Annotated in this window: 13 protein-coding genes; 8 read left to right on the top strand and 5 right to left on the bottom strand. The window is 54.5% G+C overall.

Annotated elements, in window-relative coordinates:
• Positions 1–146: 146 nt before the first annotated feature.
• A complete protein-coding gene (locus G604_RS13335) occupies positions 147–458 on the top strand; it encodes a hypothetical protein (RefSeq protein WP_231376022.1) in 312 nt (103 codons plus the stop codon).
• Between the two features lie 688 nt (positions 459–1,146).
• Here the strand turns inward: G604_RS13335 and secA are convergent.
• From secA to G604_RS0102705, 3 genes are all read right to left on the bottom strand, one after another.
• Positions 1,147–4,518: a preprotein translocase subunit SecA gene (secA, locus tag G604_RS0102715; RefSeq protein ID WP_028909205.1), complete on the bottom strand. Its 3,372-nt coding sequence runs from the start codon at positions 4,516–4,518 to the stop codon at positions 1,147–1,149.
• Between the two features lie 150 nt (positions 4,519–4,668).
• Positions 4,669–4,872 carry a hypothetical protein gene (locus G604_RS13330; RefSeq protein ID WP_196801081.1) on the bottom strand — a complete coding sequence of 68 codons (204 nt, stop codon included), beginning with the start codon at positions 4,870–4,872 and terminating at the stop codon, positions 4,669–4,671.
• A gap of 116 nt (positions 4,873–4,988) precedes the next feature.
• Positions 4,989–6,038 carry a DUF4105 domain-containing protein gene (locus tag G604_RS0102705; protein WP_231376020.1) on the bottom strand — a complete coding sequence of 350 codons (1,050 nt, stop codon included), beginning with the start codon at positions 6,036–6,038 and terminating at the stop codon, positions 4,989–4,991.
• Positions 6,039–6,227: 189 nt separating this feature from the next.
• Here G604_RS0102705 and G604_RS0102700 point away from each other — a divergent pair, with 189 nt between their 5' ends.
• The 4 genes from G604_RS0102700 (at position 6,228) to G604_RS0102685 (ending at position 11,782) form a co-directional block, all read left to right on the top strand.
• Complete coding sequence (locus G604_RS0102700) at positions 6,228–7,535, top strand: membrane protein (protein WP_028909203.1); 1,308 nt, start codon at positions 6,228–6,230, stop codon at positions 7,533–7,535.
• Positions 7,532–8,176, top strand: coding sequence for an LPS export ABC transporter periplasmic protein LptC (lptC, locus tag G604_RS0102695; RefSeq protein WP_410524360.1), 645 nt, complete (start codon positions 7,532–7,534; stop codon positions 8,174–8,176). Before G604_RS0102700 ends, lptC begins: the two co-directional genes overlap by 4 nt.
• A gap of 22 nt (positions 8,177–8,198) precedes the next feature.
• Positions 8,199–9,485: a hemolysin family protein gene (locus G604_RS0102690; RefSeq protein ID WP_231376019.1), complete on the top strand. Its 1,287-nt coding sequence runs from the start codon at positions 8,199–8,201 to the stop codon at positions 9,483–9,485.
• 140 nt (positions 9,486–9,625) lie between these two features.
• Positions 9,626–11,782: a peptidylprolyl isomerase gene (locus G604_RS0102685; RefSeq protein WP_028909200.1), complete on the top strand. Its 2,157-nt coding sequence runs from the start codon at positions 9,626–9,628 to the stop codon at positions 11,780–11,782.
• 168 nt (positions 11,783–11,950) lie between these two features.
• Here the strand turns inward: G604_RS0102685 and G604_RS0102680 are convergent, their stop codons facing one another.
• Positions 11,951–12,967 carry a GGGtGRT protein gene (locus G604_RS0102680; protein WP_028909199.1) on the bottom strand — a complete coding sequence of 339 codons (1,017 nt, stop codon included), beginning with the start codon at positions 12,965–12,967 and terminating at the stop codon, positions 11,951–11,953.
• Positions 12,968–12,981: 14 nt separating this feature from the next.
• Positions 12,982–13,683: an iron-sulfur cluster assembly scaffold protein gene (locus G604_RS0102675; protein ID WP_028909198.1), complete on the bottom strand. Its 702-nt coding sequence runs from the start codon at positions 13,681–13,683 to the stop codon at positions 12,982–12,984.
• Positions 13,684–13,887: 204 nt separating this feature from the next.
• Between G604_RS0102675 and G604_RS0102670 the strand changes: the two genes are divergently transcribed.
• Genes G604_RS0102670 through metH form a run of 3 tightly spaced genes read left to right on the top strand, consistent with a single transcriptional unit; the run spans position 13,888 to position 17,661 of the window.
• Positions 13,888–14,391 carry a DMP19 family protein gene (locus G604_RS0102670; protein ID WP_028909197.1) on the top strand — a complete coding sequence of 168 codons (504 nt, stop codon included), beginning with the start codon at positions 13,888–13,890 and terminating at the stop codon, positions 14,389–14,391.
• Positions 14,388–14,867: an SsrA-binding protein SmpB gene (gene smpB / locus G604_RS0102665; RefSeq protein WP_028909196.1), complete on the top strand. Its 480-nt coding sequence runs from the start codon at positions 14,388–14,390 to the stop codon at positions 14,865–14,867. The genes G604_RS0102670 and smpB overlap by 4 nt, the downstream gene beginning before the upstream one ends.
• A gap of 10 nt (positions 14,868–14,877) precedes the next feature.
• The gene (gene metH / locus G604_RS13325; RefSeq protein WP_051220177.1) at positions 14,878–17,661 is read left to right on the top strand and encodes a methionine synthase; all 2,784 of its coding nucleotides are present in this window, start codon (positions 14,878–14,880) and stop codon (positions 17,659–17,661) included.
• Positions 17,662–17,748 lie beyond the last annotated feature (87 nt).

Raw genomic sequence — 17,748 nt, 5'->3', positions numbered from 1 at the left:
ATTCTTTTCTATATCTTAAAAAAGATGTAAATTTGCAGTCAAAGAAGAGAAAAGAGAAATTAGATGAGAAATCTCAAACATGGAAATATACGAGGTGTTGGATGACTATCCTAATGATTCCATTCAACTCCGCGTCCATAATGCCCTTGCCATTTACGAGGCATTCCAACTACAGTTTTGAGGGAATAGACACCACGAAGACGGCTGACTTGCAGCTCCGCGTCTATGAATACTCCGGAGTCAGTAATGAGAGTTGCGAGTTGGGCAATATCCGTTTCCTGATCGAGAAAGATGCTGGGGACGATCATGATCCCACGGCCGTCAAGACCGTTACTGCAGTCCCCGCCTCCCGTGTCGTCCGTCGTTATAACCTTGCCGGTCAACAATCGTTCAAGGACTACGAGGGCATCCAGATTCTTCTGCTGGATAATGGTGAAGTTATAAAGGTAAAAAAGTAAACGTAGGGACATGATGAATCATGTCCCTACATTGTTAAAAAAAACAGTCAGCGGATGATGACACTGACTGAAAACTTTAGAATTTTTCCCTTCCTCTGTTTTTCAGTTCTAGAGAAAGGAATCTTGGAAATGATAGGTGGAGATGGCAAATCTTCGGCGTGAGGAAAATATCTTTCGCGGAAAATTGCGTAAACATCGTGCAGAGAAAATTCTCTACGATAGATACGACTCGTAAATGCCTTCCGGATTTTGAAAAATGCGTGAGATTTTCTGTATATTCATTGAAAAAAGTCTCGAATAGCGTATAGATATGCGAATATTTATGTGGTTTAGAATATGAAAAATACATTGAAAATTTTAAAACTTTGATAATCAGTGAGATAAGAAAGTCCGTCATTTTCGGCGTATTTGCGGCCAGATGTTCGTTTGCTGAATTTCGTGCGATTCTCAATCCTTTACTTAATGCATAGTAGGGACATAATTGATTATGTTCCGCAACAGTAGGTATAGATTTTTTTAGACAGAGTAACCGATCAAACATAAAAAAGACAGAGTAACAGATTTTACATACACTGCGCAGTATATGTTTTTATCTGTTACTCTGTCTTTTTGTATATAATCCGATTAAGTGGGTGCGTGGCCGCAACATGGCGGCCACTTACTTTTTTACTTTTTTACTTTTTTACTTTTACACGAGTCCTTTTCCGTGGCAGTTCTTGAACTTCTTTCCGCTGCCGCAGGGACAGGGATCGTTGGGACGGGGCATGTGCTCAGCGCGGTAAGGCGTGTGGTTCACGCCGGCACCCTCACGGGTGTCACGCTGCATGGCAGCCTGCTGAGCCTGACGCTCGGCCTGCTCACGCTCCTCGTCGAGGTCCGTCTTCTGCTCCTGATAGCGCTGGGAGTGCTGTTCGGGGGCAGCCTGCTGGACTTCCTGCTGCATCTCGGGGATCTGTCCGCGCATGAGGATGGAGGCGATGCGGTTGTTCATGTCGTCGATCATGCTGTCCCAGAGTTTCACGCTCTCGAGTTTGAAGACGAGCAGCGGGTCCTTCTGTTCGTAGGACGCGTTCTGCACGCTGTGGCGCAGCTCGTCGAGCTGACGGAGGTTCTCCTTCCAGTCATCATCGATGATACGGAGCATGACAACCTTCTGGAACTGCTTGACGATGCTCTTGGCCTCACTGTCGTAAGCCTCCTTGAGGTTGCAGGGAATCTGGTAGACACGCTTGCCGTCGGTGATGGGCACCATGATGCGCTCATAGATAGAGCCCTGTTCCTCATAGACCTGCTTGACGACGGGCCAGGCGACACTCTGGATACGGTCGGTCTTGCGCTTGAAGGCAGCCATAGCCTCCTGGAAGGCACGCTCGGCGAGGTCTGCCTTACTGCCGTTCTCAAACTCACCGGCATCGAAGGGAATGTCCATGGCGAGGATCTTGCGGAACTGCTCCTGGGCTCCCTCGTAACCGTTGTTGTTGACGATATTCAGTACACGGTCCCAGATGACATTGGCGATATCCATGCCGAGGCGCTCACCCATGAGGGCATGACGGCGCTTCTCGTAGATCACGGTACGCTGCTTGTTCATCACGTCATCATATTCGAGCAGGTGCTTACGGATACCGAAGTTGTTCTCCTCAACCTTCTTCTGCGCACGCTCGATGGACTTGGAGATCATCGGACTCTCGATACGCTCACCCTCCTCGAAGCCCAGGCGGTCCATGACCTTGGCGATACGCTCACTGGCGAAGAGGCGCATGAGCTTGTCCTCGAGGGATACATAGAAGACGGAGGAACCCGGATCACCCTGACGGCCGGCACGACCACGCAGCTGGCGGTCGACACGACGGCTCTCATGGCGCTCGGTACCGATGATGGCGAGACCACCGGCCTCCTTCACTTCCGGCGTCAGCTTGATATCGGTACCACGACCGGCCATATTCGTAGCGATGGTGACGACACCCTTGCCCTGCGCGTCCTGACGACCGGCCTCGGCAACGATCTGTGCCTCCTTCTGGTGCAGCTTGGCGTTCAGCACGTTGTGGGGGATATTGCGCATCTTCAACATCTTACTCAGCAACTCGGAGATCTCGACACTCGTCGTACCCACGAGGACCGGGCGGCCGCTATTGCGCATGGTCTCGATCTCGTCGATGACAGCCTTGTATTTCTCACGCGCCGTCTTATAGACACGGTCGTCGAGGTCCTTACGGATCACGGGACGGTTCGTGGGGATTTCCACGACATCGAGCTTGTAGATATCCCAGAACTCACCGGCCTCGGTGCTGGCGGTACCCGTCATACCGGCGAGCTTATGATACATACGGAAGTAGTTCTGCAGCGTGATGGTGGCGTAGGTCTGCGTGGCAGCCTCTACCTTCACGTGCTCCTTGGCTTCGATGGCCTGGTGCAGTCCGTCGCTCCAGCGGCGGCCCTCCATGATACGGCCCGTCTGCTCGTCGACGATCTTCACCTCACCGTCCATGACGACATACTCATCGTCCTTGTTGAACATCGTGTAGGCTTTCAGCAACTGCTGCAGCGTGTGGACACGCTCGCTCTGCACGCCGTAGTGGGCCATGAGCTCGTCCTTTTTGTCGAGATAAGTCTGGTCGTCGATCTTCCCGTCGCTCTTCTCTTTCTCCAGGGCGGAGATCTGCGACGTGATATCGGGGAGGACGAAGAGCTCGGGGTTGTTGGTCTGCTTGGCGAGCCAGTCGGTACCCTTATCGGTGAGGTCGGCGGAGTTCAGTTTCTCGTCGACGACGAAATACAGGGGCTCCACGGCCTTCGGCATCTCACGGTTGTTGTTGGCCATATAATACTCCTCCGTCTTCAGCATGCCGGCCTTGATACCCTCCTCGGAGAGATACTTGATGAGCGGCTTGTTCTTCGGCAGAGCCTTATAGGAACGGTAGAGGGCGAGGAAGCCTTCATCGGAGAGCTTCTGGGCCTCCTTGGCATCCTGCGTCTGCTTGCTCTTGTTGATCTTCTGCTTCGCCTCGGCGAGGAGCTCCGTGGCCTGCTTGCGCTGTACCTCATAGAGGCGCTCCACGAGGGGCTGATACTCCTCATACATCTGGTCGTCACCCTTGGGGATAGGACCGGAGATGATCAACGGCGTACGGGCATCATCGATGAGCACGGAGTCGACCTCATCGACGATGGCGTAGTTGTGCTCACGCTGTACGAGGTCGGCGGGGGAGATGGCCATATTGTCACGGAGGTAGTCGAAACCGAACTCGTTGTTCGTACCGAAGGTGATATCAGCCTGGTAAGCCTTGCGGCGGGCCTCGGAGTTGGGCTGGTGCTTGTCGATACAGTCTACGGAGAGGCCGTTGAACTCATAGAGGGGGCCCATCCACTCGGAGTCACGCTTGGCGAGGTAGTCGTTGACGGTGACGACATGGACGCCGTTGCCCGTGAGGGCGTTGAGGAAGACGGGGAGGGTAGCCACGAGGGTCTTACCCTCACCGGTAGCCATCTCGGCGATCTTGCCCTGATGGAGGACGACGCCACCGAAGAGCTGTACGTCATAGTGGACCATGTTCCACTCGATGAGGTTACCGCCGGCATGCCAGCGCTTGTGATAGATGGCCTTGTCACCGTCGATGGTGATGAAGTCATTCTTCGGGTCTGCGGCGAGCTCACGGTCGAAATCCGTGGCCGTGACGACCGTCTCCTCATTCTCCGTGAAGCGACGGGCGGTATCCTTGACGATGGAGAAGGCGACGGGGAGGACCTCGTTGAGGGCTTTCTCATACTGTTCGAGCTCGTCCTTATGGAGCTTGTCGATCTCGTTGAAGATAGACTCACGCTCGTCGATCGGCGTCTCCTCGATCTTGGCGCGGAGCTCGGTGATCTTGTCGCGGTTTTCCTTGCCGGCGTCCTGTACGTATTTCTGGATCTCCTTGGTCTTGGCGCGGAGCTCGTCGTTGGAAAGTTTCTGGATTTCGGGATAGGCATCCTTCACCTTCTGTACGATAGGCTGGATGAGTTTCATATCCCGCGTGGATTTGTCACCGAAGAGTGACTTGAGGAATTTATTGAAGTTCATTTTTTTTCTTTTTTGATAGCGCGCAATAGTTTTTGATAGCGCACGATAGATTTTGATAGCACGCAATAGATAACGTGCGCATGAGATGGATAGATAGGGCAGATTCGCCCTAAGTTTACTTTTTTACTTTTTTACTTTTTTACTTTTCCTCTATCGGTCCGGCGCACGGATGGGATGATAGCCACGGGGAGCAAGGCTCGGAAGCGTGGGCGTGGGGGAGGCGACGACGGGACGCGTGACGGCAGGGTGGGGATGCGGACATCCCGGCTCCTGACGGTGGCGCACGACGTCGTGATCATCGGCCTGCTGCTCGTCGGCGTGGATGACATAGGTCTCCACCGTGAGTTCAGCCAACGCGGCCTTGAGCGCAGCGTCAAATGTCTGCGCCTCTACGCCGGTGGCCGCGAGGACCACCATGAGGACCGTGATATACCGATTGATCATTATACCTTATTTATATAATTAATTTTTTATTTTTTAATTTTCAACGCTGCCCTTAAGAGCAAAGTCAATGCCACAAAGACCATTCCCTCGGCGTAAGACTGGAAGCAGGCGCCGATGAGGGCGAGGATGAGACATACTGTCCATACCTTCCACGCCCAGCCGAACTGCCGGCGGCGGGCCTCCTTCATGGCGGGCCAGAGGAAGAAGAGGAAGAGGGGGTTGAGGGTGAGTATCTGCAAGTTGACGCTCACTGTCGGGTGCTCGGAGAAGATCATCGCCGTGAGGATGAGACCGGCGAGACCGGCGGGGAGGAAGAGGATCAGATCGAGGATCCGGAAATTCTTTTTCTTCTTGTATTCGACGACTGACAGAATGGCAACGACGGCGAAGAGGGCGAGGGCTGCGGCGCGCGGTGTAACCCCTTCGTCGGGGAGGATCTGTGCCTGCGGCGGCAATACATAGAACGTGCTGTCGACGAGTCCCGTCGTGGCGATGTCGCGGCTGAGGTTGTCGGGCAGGAACTCGGCCTCGCGCTGCGTGATCGTGCGGTCGGCGCCGATGCCGAGGAGCAGGTCGTTGCCGAAGCGGGCCCAACGGCGGTATTCATTCCAGTGGTGGATCTCCTCACGGTAGGACGACTTGAAACCGGGACGGTAGTGGAAACGTACATCTTTCACCGGAGCCAGGAGCATGTCGCGGGCCCGTGTTGTACAGTTGTCGTAGAAATAGTTGTAACGATAGGTGCGGTTGGCGGGCATGTAGTTCGTCTCCAGAGCCTGGAGGATCTGAATTTTCTCTTCCGGCGTGAGGCGCAGACGCTGCTGGCGGACCCAACGGCCTTCCTCACGGTATTCCTCGAGGAACATGTCCATCGGACAGACGCCCATCTCGTAGTCCGTCAGTCCAAAGACGAAACGGAGGATGAAATAAGGCTGATGGAAGGAGAAGACGCCGTAGTTGACGGCGATATCCGTCCCGTTGCGGTGGTCCTCGACGCGGATGGCCGTGTGACCGTAGAGGCTCCATACCTCACTGCCGGGCCCGCAGGTGAGCAGACTGATGTCTACCGAGTCCATGCTATTCCGTTGGGACACAACAGGTTCCGTTGCCTTCGCTGAAGGAAGGAAACAAGCGGTGAACAAGAGGAGAAGTCCCCAAAAATTGATTTTGAAACGTTTCACGATGCAAAATTAACTTTATTTTCTGACTTATCCTTCTTTTGTCTCGTTTTTTTTCAATACTTTTGCAAAATAATTCATTGAACAATGAGAAAGCAGACAATCATGGCAGTCCTTCTCTTGGCTGCCTCCGCACCCGCCGCATGGGCACAGAGCGGTACCAACTCCCCCTACAGCCAGTTCGGCCTTGGCACGCTTGCCGACCAGACGAGCGGGTTCAACAGAGGCATGAATGGTGTCGGACTGGCCTTTCGTGAGCATAATCAGGTGAACTATATCAACCCGGCATCTTATTCCGCCATCGACTCCCTGTCCTTTATCTGGGATGTCGGTACCTCTCTGCAGTTGACGCATTTCGAGGAGGGCGGCGTGAAGAAGAATGCCCGCAATGGTAATCTCGAATATGTCGTCGCCGGACTACGTCTGGCGAAAGGTTTCGGCTTGTCCTTCGGTCTCATCCCGATGACGAATGTCGGCTACAGCTATTCCAACACCGATTATGTCGGCTCCTCGAGTGGCACGACGACGCATACGCTGACGAACAGCGGATCGGGTGGCTTCCATCAGGTCTATGTCGGTCTCGGCTGGAGCCCCTGGTTCCACCGCCGTTTCTCCCTTGGTGCCAACTTCTCCTATGTTTGGGGCAATTATACGCGCAGTGTCGCCGAGACCTATTCCGACAGTTATATCAACTCCGTCTCCCGTGTCTATACGGCAGATGTACAGAGCTGGCGCCTCGATCTCGGCGCGCAGTATGTCATCCCGTTGGGCAAGAAGAATGACGTCACGCTGGCCTTCACCTATACCCCGGGACATAGCCTCGGCGGTGATCCGCAGATGATCTCCACGTCGACGAACTCCACGGAGGGCACGTCGACGGCGGACACCCTCGGTACGGGTCTGAAACTGAATATGCCGGATATGTACGGCTTCGGACTGACGTGGAACCAGGGCACGCGCTGGCATGTCGGCATTGACTACAGTCTGCAGAAATGGGGCAAGCTCGAACAGCCCGCCTATATCGGCGAACGTCAGTATGTCATGACGAGTGGACTGTATATGGACCGTAAGAAGATCAATATCGGTGGTGAGTATGTGCCCAACACGATGAGCCGCCGTTTCCTCAACCGCGTCCATTACCGTCTTGGCGCGTCGTATGCTACACCTTATTATAAAATGAATACGACGAGCGGCCTTATCGACGGCCCGAAGGAATATTCTGTCAGCGGTGGTTTCGGCATCCCCTTGAGCAATGCCTACTCGAACCGCTCCTTCCTCAATATCAGTGCCCAGTGGGTACGCTCCACGACGAGTCTCATCAAGGAGAATACGTTCCGTATCAACCTCGGCCTGACCTTCGACGAGCGCTGGTTTATGAAGTTTAAGGTGGAATGATGCGTTGTTGGAGAACTATCCTTCCCGCACTGGGCCTCTTCCTGTTCTTGACGGGCTGTCAGGAGCAGAAAGAGCATATCGCCCCTGCCATCCATGACAGGGACAGTGTTGACGTGATGACCTCCTACGGCGTGAATACCCTCGTCTCCGACTCCGGCGTGATCAAATACCGCATCGTCGCTGAGCGCTGGACCGTCAACGAGGTGAAGAACCCGTCACGGTGGTCGTTTGAGAAGGGGATCTTCATGGAGGCCTTCGACGAGAACTTCCATGTCTACTCGTATGTGCAGGCGGATACGGCCTACTATTACGACCAGCGGAAGTTGTGGAACCTGCGCGGGCGCGTGCGTATCCTCACGAAGGACGGCCTGCGCTTCGCCTCGAATGAGATCTTCTGGGACATGAACAGCCATGAGATCTACTCGTTCTCCTTCTCACGCCTCGTCACCCCCGACCGTACCCTCCAGGGCACGTATTTCAAGAGTGACGAGCAGATGACGAAATATGTCGTCAGCAATACCCGCGGCTCCTTCAGCCGCAGTGATTTTGAGGACGCCGGTGGTAGCCAGCCCGCACCGTCGGATACGGCGGCGGGAATGATGCGGCCGCGCATGACGCCGATGCCCAAGAGTCAGCCGTAAGGGGCTGTTATGAGATAAAAATATGATGACACAAAGTGACCTATACACACTGATGATCGGACTATTGATCACGATGGTGTTCTCCGCCTTCTTTTCAGGCATGGAGATCGCCTTCGTCTCCAGCAACCGCATGATCGCGGAGATGGATAAGGAGAAGAATGGTCCGGCGCAACGACTTCTGAGCATTTTCTACCGACATCCCAACGGCTTCGTCTCTACGATGCTCGTGGGAAACAACATCGTTTTGGTCATCTACGGCATCCTCTTTGCCGATCTCTTCGACCAGACGCTCTTCAAGGCTTTCAACCCCGGCACGCGCGTCATCCTCGACACCCTTGTGTCGACGCTCATCATCCTCTTTACGGGTGAGTTTCTGCCGAAGACGTTCTTCAAGAGCAATCCCAACCGGCTGCTGACGCTCTTCGCGCCGTTGGCTTATCTCTTTTATATCATCCTCTGGCCAATTGCCCGTTTCTCCACGTTCCTATCGAGAGTGATGCTCCGTATCCTCGGCGTGAGGATGGAGGAGGACGATGACGATGAGGGCTTCTCGAAGGTGGACCTCGACTACCTCGTCTCTTCGAGTATCGACCAGGGCAATGACAAAGGCGAGGACAGCGACGAGGTGAAGATCTTCCAGAATGTCCTCGACTTCAGTGATACGAAAGTCCGCGACTGTATGGTGCCGCGTACGGAGATTCAAGCCGTGGAGGAGGGTTGTAGCCTCGAGGAACTCATGCAGAAGTTTATCGAGAGCGGTAAGTCGAAGATCATTGTATACCAAGAAGATATCGATCATATCGTAGGCTATATTCATAGCTCGGAGATGTTCCGCAATCCGAAGACGTGGCGCGAGCATATCCGGCAGATGCCGTTCGTCCCGGAGACGATGGCGGCACAGAAGCTCATGCATATCTTCCTGCAGCAGAAGAAGAGCCTCGGCGTCGTCGTCGACGAGTTCGGCGGTACCCATGGCCTCGTGAGTCTCGAGGATATCGTGGAGGAAATCTTCGGCGATATCGAGGACGAGCATGACAACAGCAGTTATATCGCCAAGAAGGAGCCCGACGGCACCTATCTGCTCTCGGCGCGCCTGGAGATCGACAAGGTCAACGATCTCTTCGGCCTCGACCTCCCGGAGAGTGACGACTACATGACCGTCGGCGGACTGATCCTCAATGCCTACGAGAGTTTCCCGAAGCTCAACGAGGTCGTCCGGGTCGGCCGCTATGAGTTTAAGATTCTCAAGACGACGATGACGAAAATAGAACTTGTCCGGCTGAAAATCGACGAAGAAAAGGAGAAATAAGGGCAGAAGGACGTTTTTTTCCACGGAAAATTACCATATCTGACATTTTCTTTGTATTTTTGTGGTCAGTTTTTGAGAAACAAATTCGAGAAACCCATTCTAAGAATACATAAAAATAAAATAAATCGTTAAAAACAACAATGGCAGCATTAGGAAAAATCAGACAGAGAGGTGTCATCCTGATATGTATTATCGGATTCGGCCTCTTTGCGTTCATTGCCGAGGAGCTGTTCCGTTCGTGTGAAGCCACACAGAACGACGCACGACAGCAGGTCGGTGAAGTGTTGGGTCAGAAGATCAGTGTCCAGGACTTCCAGAAACTCGTTGACGAGTATACGGATGTCATCAAGATGCAACAGGGCACTGACAATCTCACTGAGGACCAGCAGAATCAGATCAAGGACATGGTGTGGAACACGTATGTCCAGAGTAAGCTCGTCGAGAAAGAGGCCAAGAAGCTCGGTCTCACCGTTACCGACGAGGAGTTGCAGAACATCCTGAAGGAGGGTACGAACCCCATGCTCCTTCAGACCCCGTTCGTAAACCAGCAGACGGGTCGTTTCGACGTCACCGCCCTGCAGAAGTTCCTCTCCGACTACAAGGCCCAGAAGGCACAGGCCAACCCGCAGATGCAGGAGCAGTATGACAAGATCTACAAGTACTGGACCTTCATCGAGAAGACGCTCCGTCAGCAGACGCTGGCTCAGAAATACCAGGGCCTCCTCGCTCACTGCTTCCTGAGCAACCCCGTAGAGGCTAAGATGGCCTTCAAGGAGGAGAATGAGGAGAGCAATGTGCAGTTGGCTTCCTTCCCCTACAGTGATATCCCCGACAGTAAGGTGAAGATCGACGACAGCGACCTCAAGGCTAAGTATGACGAGCTGAAGGCCCGTTTCTACCAGCCGGTGGAGAGCCGCGACATTAAGTTCGTCGATTTCCAGGTCAATCCCTCCGCTGCTGACCGTAATGGTCTGATGAGAGAGATGACCGGTTATCAGAAGCAGCTCGCCGCTGCCGCTGATCCTACCGATGTCGTCCGCAAGAGCCAGTCGCTCGTTCAGTATATCGGCGTTCCCGCTCCGAAGGAGTTCTATCCTCAGGATATCGCCGCCGAGCTCGACTCCATCGCCGTCGGTTCCACAACGGGTGTCCGTGAGAACAAGACCGACAACACCTTCGATATTGTGAAGCTCGTCGCCAAGGAGAGTCTCCCCGACAGTGTTCAGTATCGTGCCATCCAGATCGGCGGCGCTACGCCGCAGGAGGCCCGCGCTACTGCAGACAGTGTCATGAAGGCCATTCAGGGTGGTGCCAACTTCGCCGTCATCGCCAAGCGCTATCAGCAGACGGGTGACGCACAGTGGGTGACCGCTCAGCAGCTCATCGGCTCCCTCGCGCAGAATGCTTCCGCCGACTCCAAGAAGATGGTCAGTGCCATTCAGCACGGTGAGGTCAACCAGTTGCAGAACATCGCGCTGACACAGGGTAATGTCATCCTGCAGGTACAGGACCGCAAGGGCTTCAAGGATGCTTATACGGCAGCCGTGATCAAGAAGACCATCGAGTTCAGCAAGGATACCTATCGTGCCGCTTATAATAAGTTCGCCAGTTTCGTGAGTGCCTCTCCGACGGCTGCCGCCATCGTGAAGAACGCGCCGCGCAGTGGCTATCGTGTACAGGATCTGAAGGATATGACGACATCCACACATTATGTCGCCAATATCCACGAGACGCGTGACGCCCTGAAGTGGATCTTCAATGGTGACACGAAGGAAGGCGCCGTATCGCCGATGTATGAGTGCGGTGACAACAACCACCTCCTCGTCATCGTCCTCGACAAGATCCATCCCGCAGGCTATCGTGGCCTCGACGATCCGCAGGTCAAGGAACTCGTGAAGGCTGAGGTTATGAAGGATAAGAAGGCCGAGATGATCGAGGCTAAGCTGAAGGGTGTCAACTCCCTTGCTGCCGCCAAGGCAAAGGGTGGCAAGATCAGCGCCGTCAACCAGATCACCTTCGCCGCTCCGGTCTTCGTCGCTCAGACGGGTGCCAGCGAGCCCGCCCTCAGTGGTGCTGTCTATGCTACCGCTGCCGGTAAGTTCTCCGCTCATCCCGTTCAGGGTCAGGCTGGTGTCTACCTCTTCCAGGTCGTCAGTAAGAAGATGCGCCCTGTGAAGTTCGACGAGAAGGCTGAGGAGCAGAAGCTGCGTCAGAAAGAGATGCAGTATGCCGGCAACTTCATGCAGGAGCTCTATCTCAACGCTAACGTCGTAGACAACAGATACCTCTTCTTCTAAACGGCTCTGCCGTTTAGAAGAAACGGAAAATAGAAAATGGATAATGGATAATGCTGGTGGCATCCTCCATTATCCATTTTCTATTTTCCGTTGTCCATTATTATTCATTCATAAAAAAAATCCCGGACATCGTAAGATGCCCGGGATTTTTTTTATGAATGAATAATTTTACTTCTTGTTCAGCAGCAGGTCGGTCTGAACGGCGACGGCGACGGTAGCGCCGACCATCGGGTTGTTACCCATTCCCAGATATCCCATCATCTCTACGTGGGCAGGAACGGAAGAAGAACCGGCGAACTGAGCGTCACTGTGCATACGGCCCATGGTATCGGTCATACCGTAGGAAGCGGGACCGGCAGCCATGTTATCCGGGTGCAGCGTACGACCCGTACCACCACCGGAAGCAACAGAGAAGTAAGGCTTGCCAGCGGCAATGCGCTCCTTCTTGTACGTACCGGCAACAGGATGCTGGAAACGTGTCGGGTTCGTGGAGTTACCCGTGATGGAGACATCGACATTCTCATGCCACAGGATAGCGACACCTTCGCGGACATCGTCAGCGCCGTAGCACTTCACCTTCAGACGAGCAGGATTGTTGCCGTAAGGAATCTCCTCGACAATATTCAGCTTGCTCGTGTAGTAGTCGAACTTCGTCTTCACATACGTGAAACCGTTGACACGGCTGATGATCTGTGCGGCATCCTTGCCCAGACCGTTGAGGATGACACGCAGCGGTTTCTTGCGAACCTTGTTGGCCATCTCGGCAATCTTGATAGCACCCTCAGCGGCAGCGAAAGACTCGTGACCGGCGAGGAAAGCGAAGCACTCCGTCTCCTCACGGAGCAGACGGGCAGCGAGATTACCGTGACCCAGACCAACCTTACGGTCGTCTGCAACGGAACCGGGGATACAGAAAGCCTGCAGACCGATACCGATAGCCTCGGCACACTCGGCAGCACTCTTGCAGCCCTTCTTGATAGCGATGGCAGCACCGGCTACATAAGCCCACTTGGCGTTCTCAAAGCAGATACGCTGTGTGTCCTCGCAGATCTGATAAGGATCGATACCCAGCTTATCGCAGATTTCATTGGCCTCTTCGAGGTTCTTGATACCATTTGCCTGGAGGGCAGCGTTGACCTGAGCCTCACGACGCTCCTGGCTTTCATACGAAACTTTTCTAATCATACTGTGGTTCCTCCTTATTCTTTACGTGGGTCGATAGATTTAACAATACCCTGGTCAGCGGTGGTACGACCATAGCGGCCCGTGAACTTCTTCACTGCCTCGTTGGCGTCCATACCATTCTTGATGGCTTCCATCATCTTGCCCAGGTGGACATACTCATAGCCACAGACCAGATCGTCCTTGTCGAGGAACATCTTCGTGATGTAACCCTCGGTCAGCTCGAGATAACGTGTACCCTTGGCCATCGTGCCATAGAGAGTACCGGTCTGGGAACGAAGACCCTTACCAAGATCCTCAAGACCAGCGCCGACGGCGAGACCATTCTCGGAGAAAGCGCTCTGAGAACGACCGTAGACGATCTGGAGGAAGAGCTCACGCATAGCCGTGTTGATGGCATCGCAGACGAGGTCAGTGTTCAGGGCCTCGAGGATGGTCTTACCCGGCAGGATCTCAGAAGCCATAGCGGCAGAGTGAGTCATACCCGTGCAGCCGATGGTCTCGATGAGGCACTCTACGATAACGCCCTCCTTGATGTTCAGAGAGAGTTTGCAGGCACCCTGCTGGGGAGCACACCAACCCACACCGTGGGTATAACCAGAAATGTCTTTGATCTCCTTTGCCTGAATCCATTTGCCTTCTTCAGGGATTGGAGCGGGGCCATGGTAAGCGCCCTTTTTGACAACGCACATGTTGTCAACTTCCTTAGAATAAATAATCATATTCGCTAATTTAATTGTTGAATATAGTTGACTTTCTTGTTTCTGTATATTGCGAATGCACCGCAAAGTTACTAAAAAGTTTGGAAAATACCATATTTTAGGTATATCTTTTTAACTCTTTAACCCTTATTTTTCTTTCCGTCGTTTGTCATTTGATTTTTTATCCGTATCTTTGCAAAGTAAAAATAGCAATTTAAAGATATGACAACAATTATCCTCAAGGATGCGGACCTCCGGAAGGCGGCGGAGGAGGGCATGGACGCCTTCGTGGACGTGTTTATCAAGGCCATCAAGGACGGGATCGGCGGGGAGCTGAACGCGGAGAATATGCCGCTCCTCAATGCCGACCAGATCACGCTGCTGGCCTGGGACATCCTCCATACGGAGGTCATGGACGGCGGACTCATCCAGCTCATCCATAACGGCTACGGGCCCTTCATCTGGATCAACCCCACGAGCAAGGCCTTCCGCGAATGGGGCATCGCCGATCTCTGCTCCTGGCTGCGCCGTTCGGAGAAGCTCTTCAAGAAATACCGGGAGGAGCTGACGCGCGACTGCACGGATGAGGAGTTCATGGCCCTCTTCGAGAAGTATCCCGAGTTTGACACCTTCGACGACGAGTTCGTGGAGCGTGAGGAGGAATGGACGGCACAGGTCGCTGCCTATATTGATGATCATATCGATAATTTCGGAACGATAGCATGAATAAGGAACAACAGGAACGCCGGAAGAAGAGTCCGGTACAGATACGTAATAAAAAAGCCTCCTTTGAATACACGTTTGTCGACACCTATACGGCCGGTATCGCCCTGACGGGTACGGAGATCAAATCCATCCGCAACGGCAAGGCCTCCCTCGTCGACTCCTTCTGCGTGATCTACAAAGGTGAGGTATGGGTGAAGGGCATGAATATCTCACCCTATTTCTATGGTTCTTACTCCAACCACGAGGCCCGCCGAGACCGGAAGTTGTTGCTCACGAAGCGCGAGATCCACCGGCTGGAGGAGGACTCGAAGCAGATTGGCTTCACCATCGTCCCTACGCTCCTCTTCATCGACGAGCATGGCCGTGCGAAACTCGACATCGCCCTGGCAAAGGGTAAGCATGAGTTTGACAAGCGACAGACGCTGCGCGAGAAGCAGGACAAACGGGAGATGGACCGCGCAATGAAGCATTATTAAAAATGATTTGATGAAGACACTGAGAGATTTGGTACAACAACGCATCGTGATCCTGGATGGCGCCATGGGCACGATGATTCAGAAGTATGGCCTCACGGAGGATGATTTCCGCGGGACCCGGTTCCGTGATGCCACGGTGGAGATGAAGGGCAACAACGACATGCTCAACCTCACGCGCCCCGATGTGATTCGGGAAATCCTTCGGGAATACCTCCTCGCCGGGGCGGATATCATCACGACGAACACGTTCTCTTCCCAGCGCGTGTCGCAGGCTGACTATCATCTGGAAGACTGTTGCCGCGAGATGGCCTATGAGGGCGCACGACTGGCCCGTGAGGAGGCCGACAAGGTCGCCACGTCCGATCATCCGCGCTTCGTCGCCGGTTCTGTGGGTCCGACGAACAAGACCTGTTCGATGAGTCCTGATGTCAGTGATCCCGCGGCCCGTGACCTCACCTACGACGAGCTCTTCGATGCTTATACTGAGGAAATCGGCGCACTCATAGAGGGTGGTGTCGATGCCATCATCGTCGAGACGGTCTTCGACTCCCTCAACTGTAAGATCGCTATCGATGCCGCCTTGCAGGAGCGGGAGCGTGCCGGCAAGCCTGATCTGCCGATCATGGTCAGTGTGACGATCAGTGACCTCGCCGGACGGACGCTCAGCGGACAGACCCTCGACGCCTTCATGGCCTCTATCTCGTCGTATCCCATCTTCTCCGTCGGACTCAACTGCTCCTTCGGCGCGCCGCAGATGCTCCCGTATCTCCGTGAGCTCGCCTCCCGTGCACCTTATTATATTAGTGCCTATCCGAATGCCGGACTGCCGAACTCTATGGGTGAGTACGACGAGACGCCGGAGTCGATGGCGCCGGAGGTTGCGAAGTTCATGGAGGAGGGACTGGTGAATATCGTCGGCGGCTGTTGCGGTACGACGCCGGAGTTCATCCGGGCCTATCTGCCGTATGCCGCGAAGGCCAAGCCCCACGTGCCGGCGCCGAAGCCGACGACGATGTGGCTCTCAGGTCTCGAGCTCCTCGATGTCACGCCCGAGGTGCGTTTCGTCAATGTTGGCGAGCGCTGTAATGTTGCCGGCAGCAGGAAGTTCCTCCGTCTCATCAAAGAGAAAAATTACGAGGAGGCGCTGACCATCGCCCGTAAGCAGGTGGCTGATGGTGCCCTCGTCATCGATGTCAATATGGACGACGGCCTCCTCGACGCGAAGGAGGAGATGGTTCATTTCCTCAATATGATCGCCTCGGAGCCCGAGATCGCGAAGGTCCCCGTGATGATCGACTCCTCGAAATGGGATGTCATCGTCGCCGGACTGAAGACGATGCAGGGCAAGTGTATCGTCAACTCCATCTCCCTGAAGGAAGGGGAGGAGAAGTTCATCGCCCATGCCCGTGACGTGAAGCGCTTCGGTGCCGCCGTCGTCGTGATGTGTTTCGATGAGGTGGGACAGGCCACGACTTACGAGCGGAAGATCGAGATTGCCGAACGGTCCTATCGCATCCTCGTCGACAAGGTCGGCATGAATCCGCTGGATATCATCTTCGACCCGAATATCCTCTCCATTGCCACGGGACTGGAGGAACACGACAACTATGCCGTCGACTTCATCCAGGCTACGGGATGGATTAAGCAGCATCTCCCCGGTGCCCATGTCAGTGGCGGCGTGAGCAACCTGAGTTTCTCTTTCCGTGGTATCAATGCCATCCGTGAGGCCATGCATGCCGTCTTCCTCTATTATGCCACGCAGCAAGGCATGGACTTCGGTATTGTCAACCCCGCTACGAAGATCACTTATGCCGATATCCCCGAAGATGAGTTGAAGATCATCGAGGATGTCGTCCTCAACCGCCGGAAGGGTGCCGCCGAGAATCTCATCGAACTCGCCGAGCAGAAACGGCAGGAGGCCGCCGCTGCCAAGGCTGCCCGCGAGGGTGGGGCAGGGACTGCTGCCGCTGCCCCTGAAGAGGAGGCCTGGCGCAAGGAGAGTCTCGACGACCGGCTGGCCTATGCCCTCCGCAAGGGTATCGGCAACTACCTTGACGAGGATCTCCATGAGGCACTCAAGCAGTATCCCCATGCCGTGAATATCATCGAGGACCCGCTGATGCGTGGTATGAATATCGTCGGCGACCTCTTCGGATCGGGAAAGATGTTCCTCCCGCAGGTCGTCAAGACCGCCCGCACGATGAAGCAGGCCGTCGCCATCCTCCAGCCGTATATCGAGGCCGAGAAGACGGAGGGTGTCGCCACGGCGGGCAAGGTGCTGTTGGCCACGGTGAAGGGCGATGTCCACGATATCGGCAAGAACATCGTCGGCGTTATCTTCGCCTGTAACAACTATGAGGTTATCGACCTCGGCGTCATGGTGCCGCCGGAGCAGATCGTGAAGAAGGCGAAGGAAGAGCATGTCGACTTCGTCGGACTGAGTGGCTTGATCACGCCGTCGCTCGACGAGATGGTACATACCGCTGAGGCGATGAAAGCCGCTGGCCTCACGATACCTATCCTCATCGGTGGTGCCACGACGAGTGCCCTCCATGTAGCGCTGAAGATCGCGCCCGTCTACGATGGTCCTGTCATCTGGACGAAGGATGCCTCGCAGCCGCCGCTCATCGCCGCCAACCTCATGGATCCTCAGCGTAGGCCGGAATATATCGCCGAACTGAAGGCCGCGCAACAGCAGCTCCGTGATGACTATGCCGTCTCGCAGGGTCAGAAGAAAGAGAAGCTCTCGAGCCTGGAGGCCGCCCGCGCCAACAAGCTCGACCTGTTCTCGTAATTCCTGGTGTTGAATGGCTTGCCGTCGTGTGCTTGTGCTTTGCAAGCACAAGAAAGCGACAATGCCCTCACATCCTAAAAAATTGTT

Source organism: Prevotella sp. AGR2160, from assembly GCF_000424185.1.
Classification (GTDB): Bacteria; Bacteroidota; Bacteroidia; order Bacteroidales; family Bacteroidaceae; genus Prevotella.
Note: the sequence above shows the minus strand (reverse complement) of the source record. Positions and strands in the feature narration are given on the sequence as shown.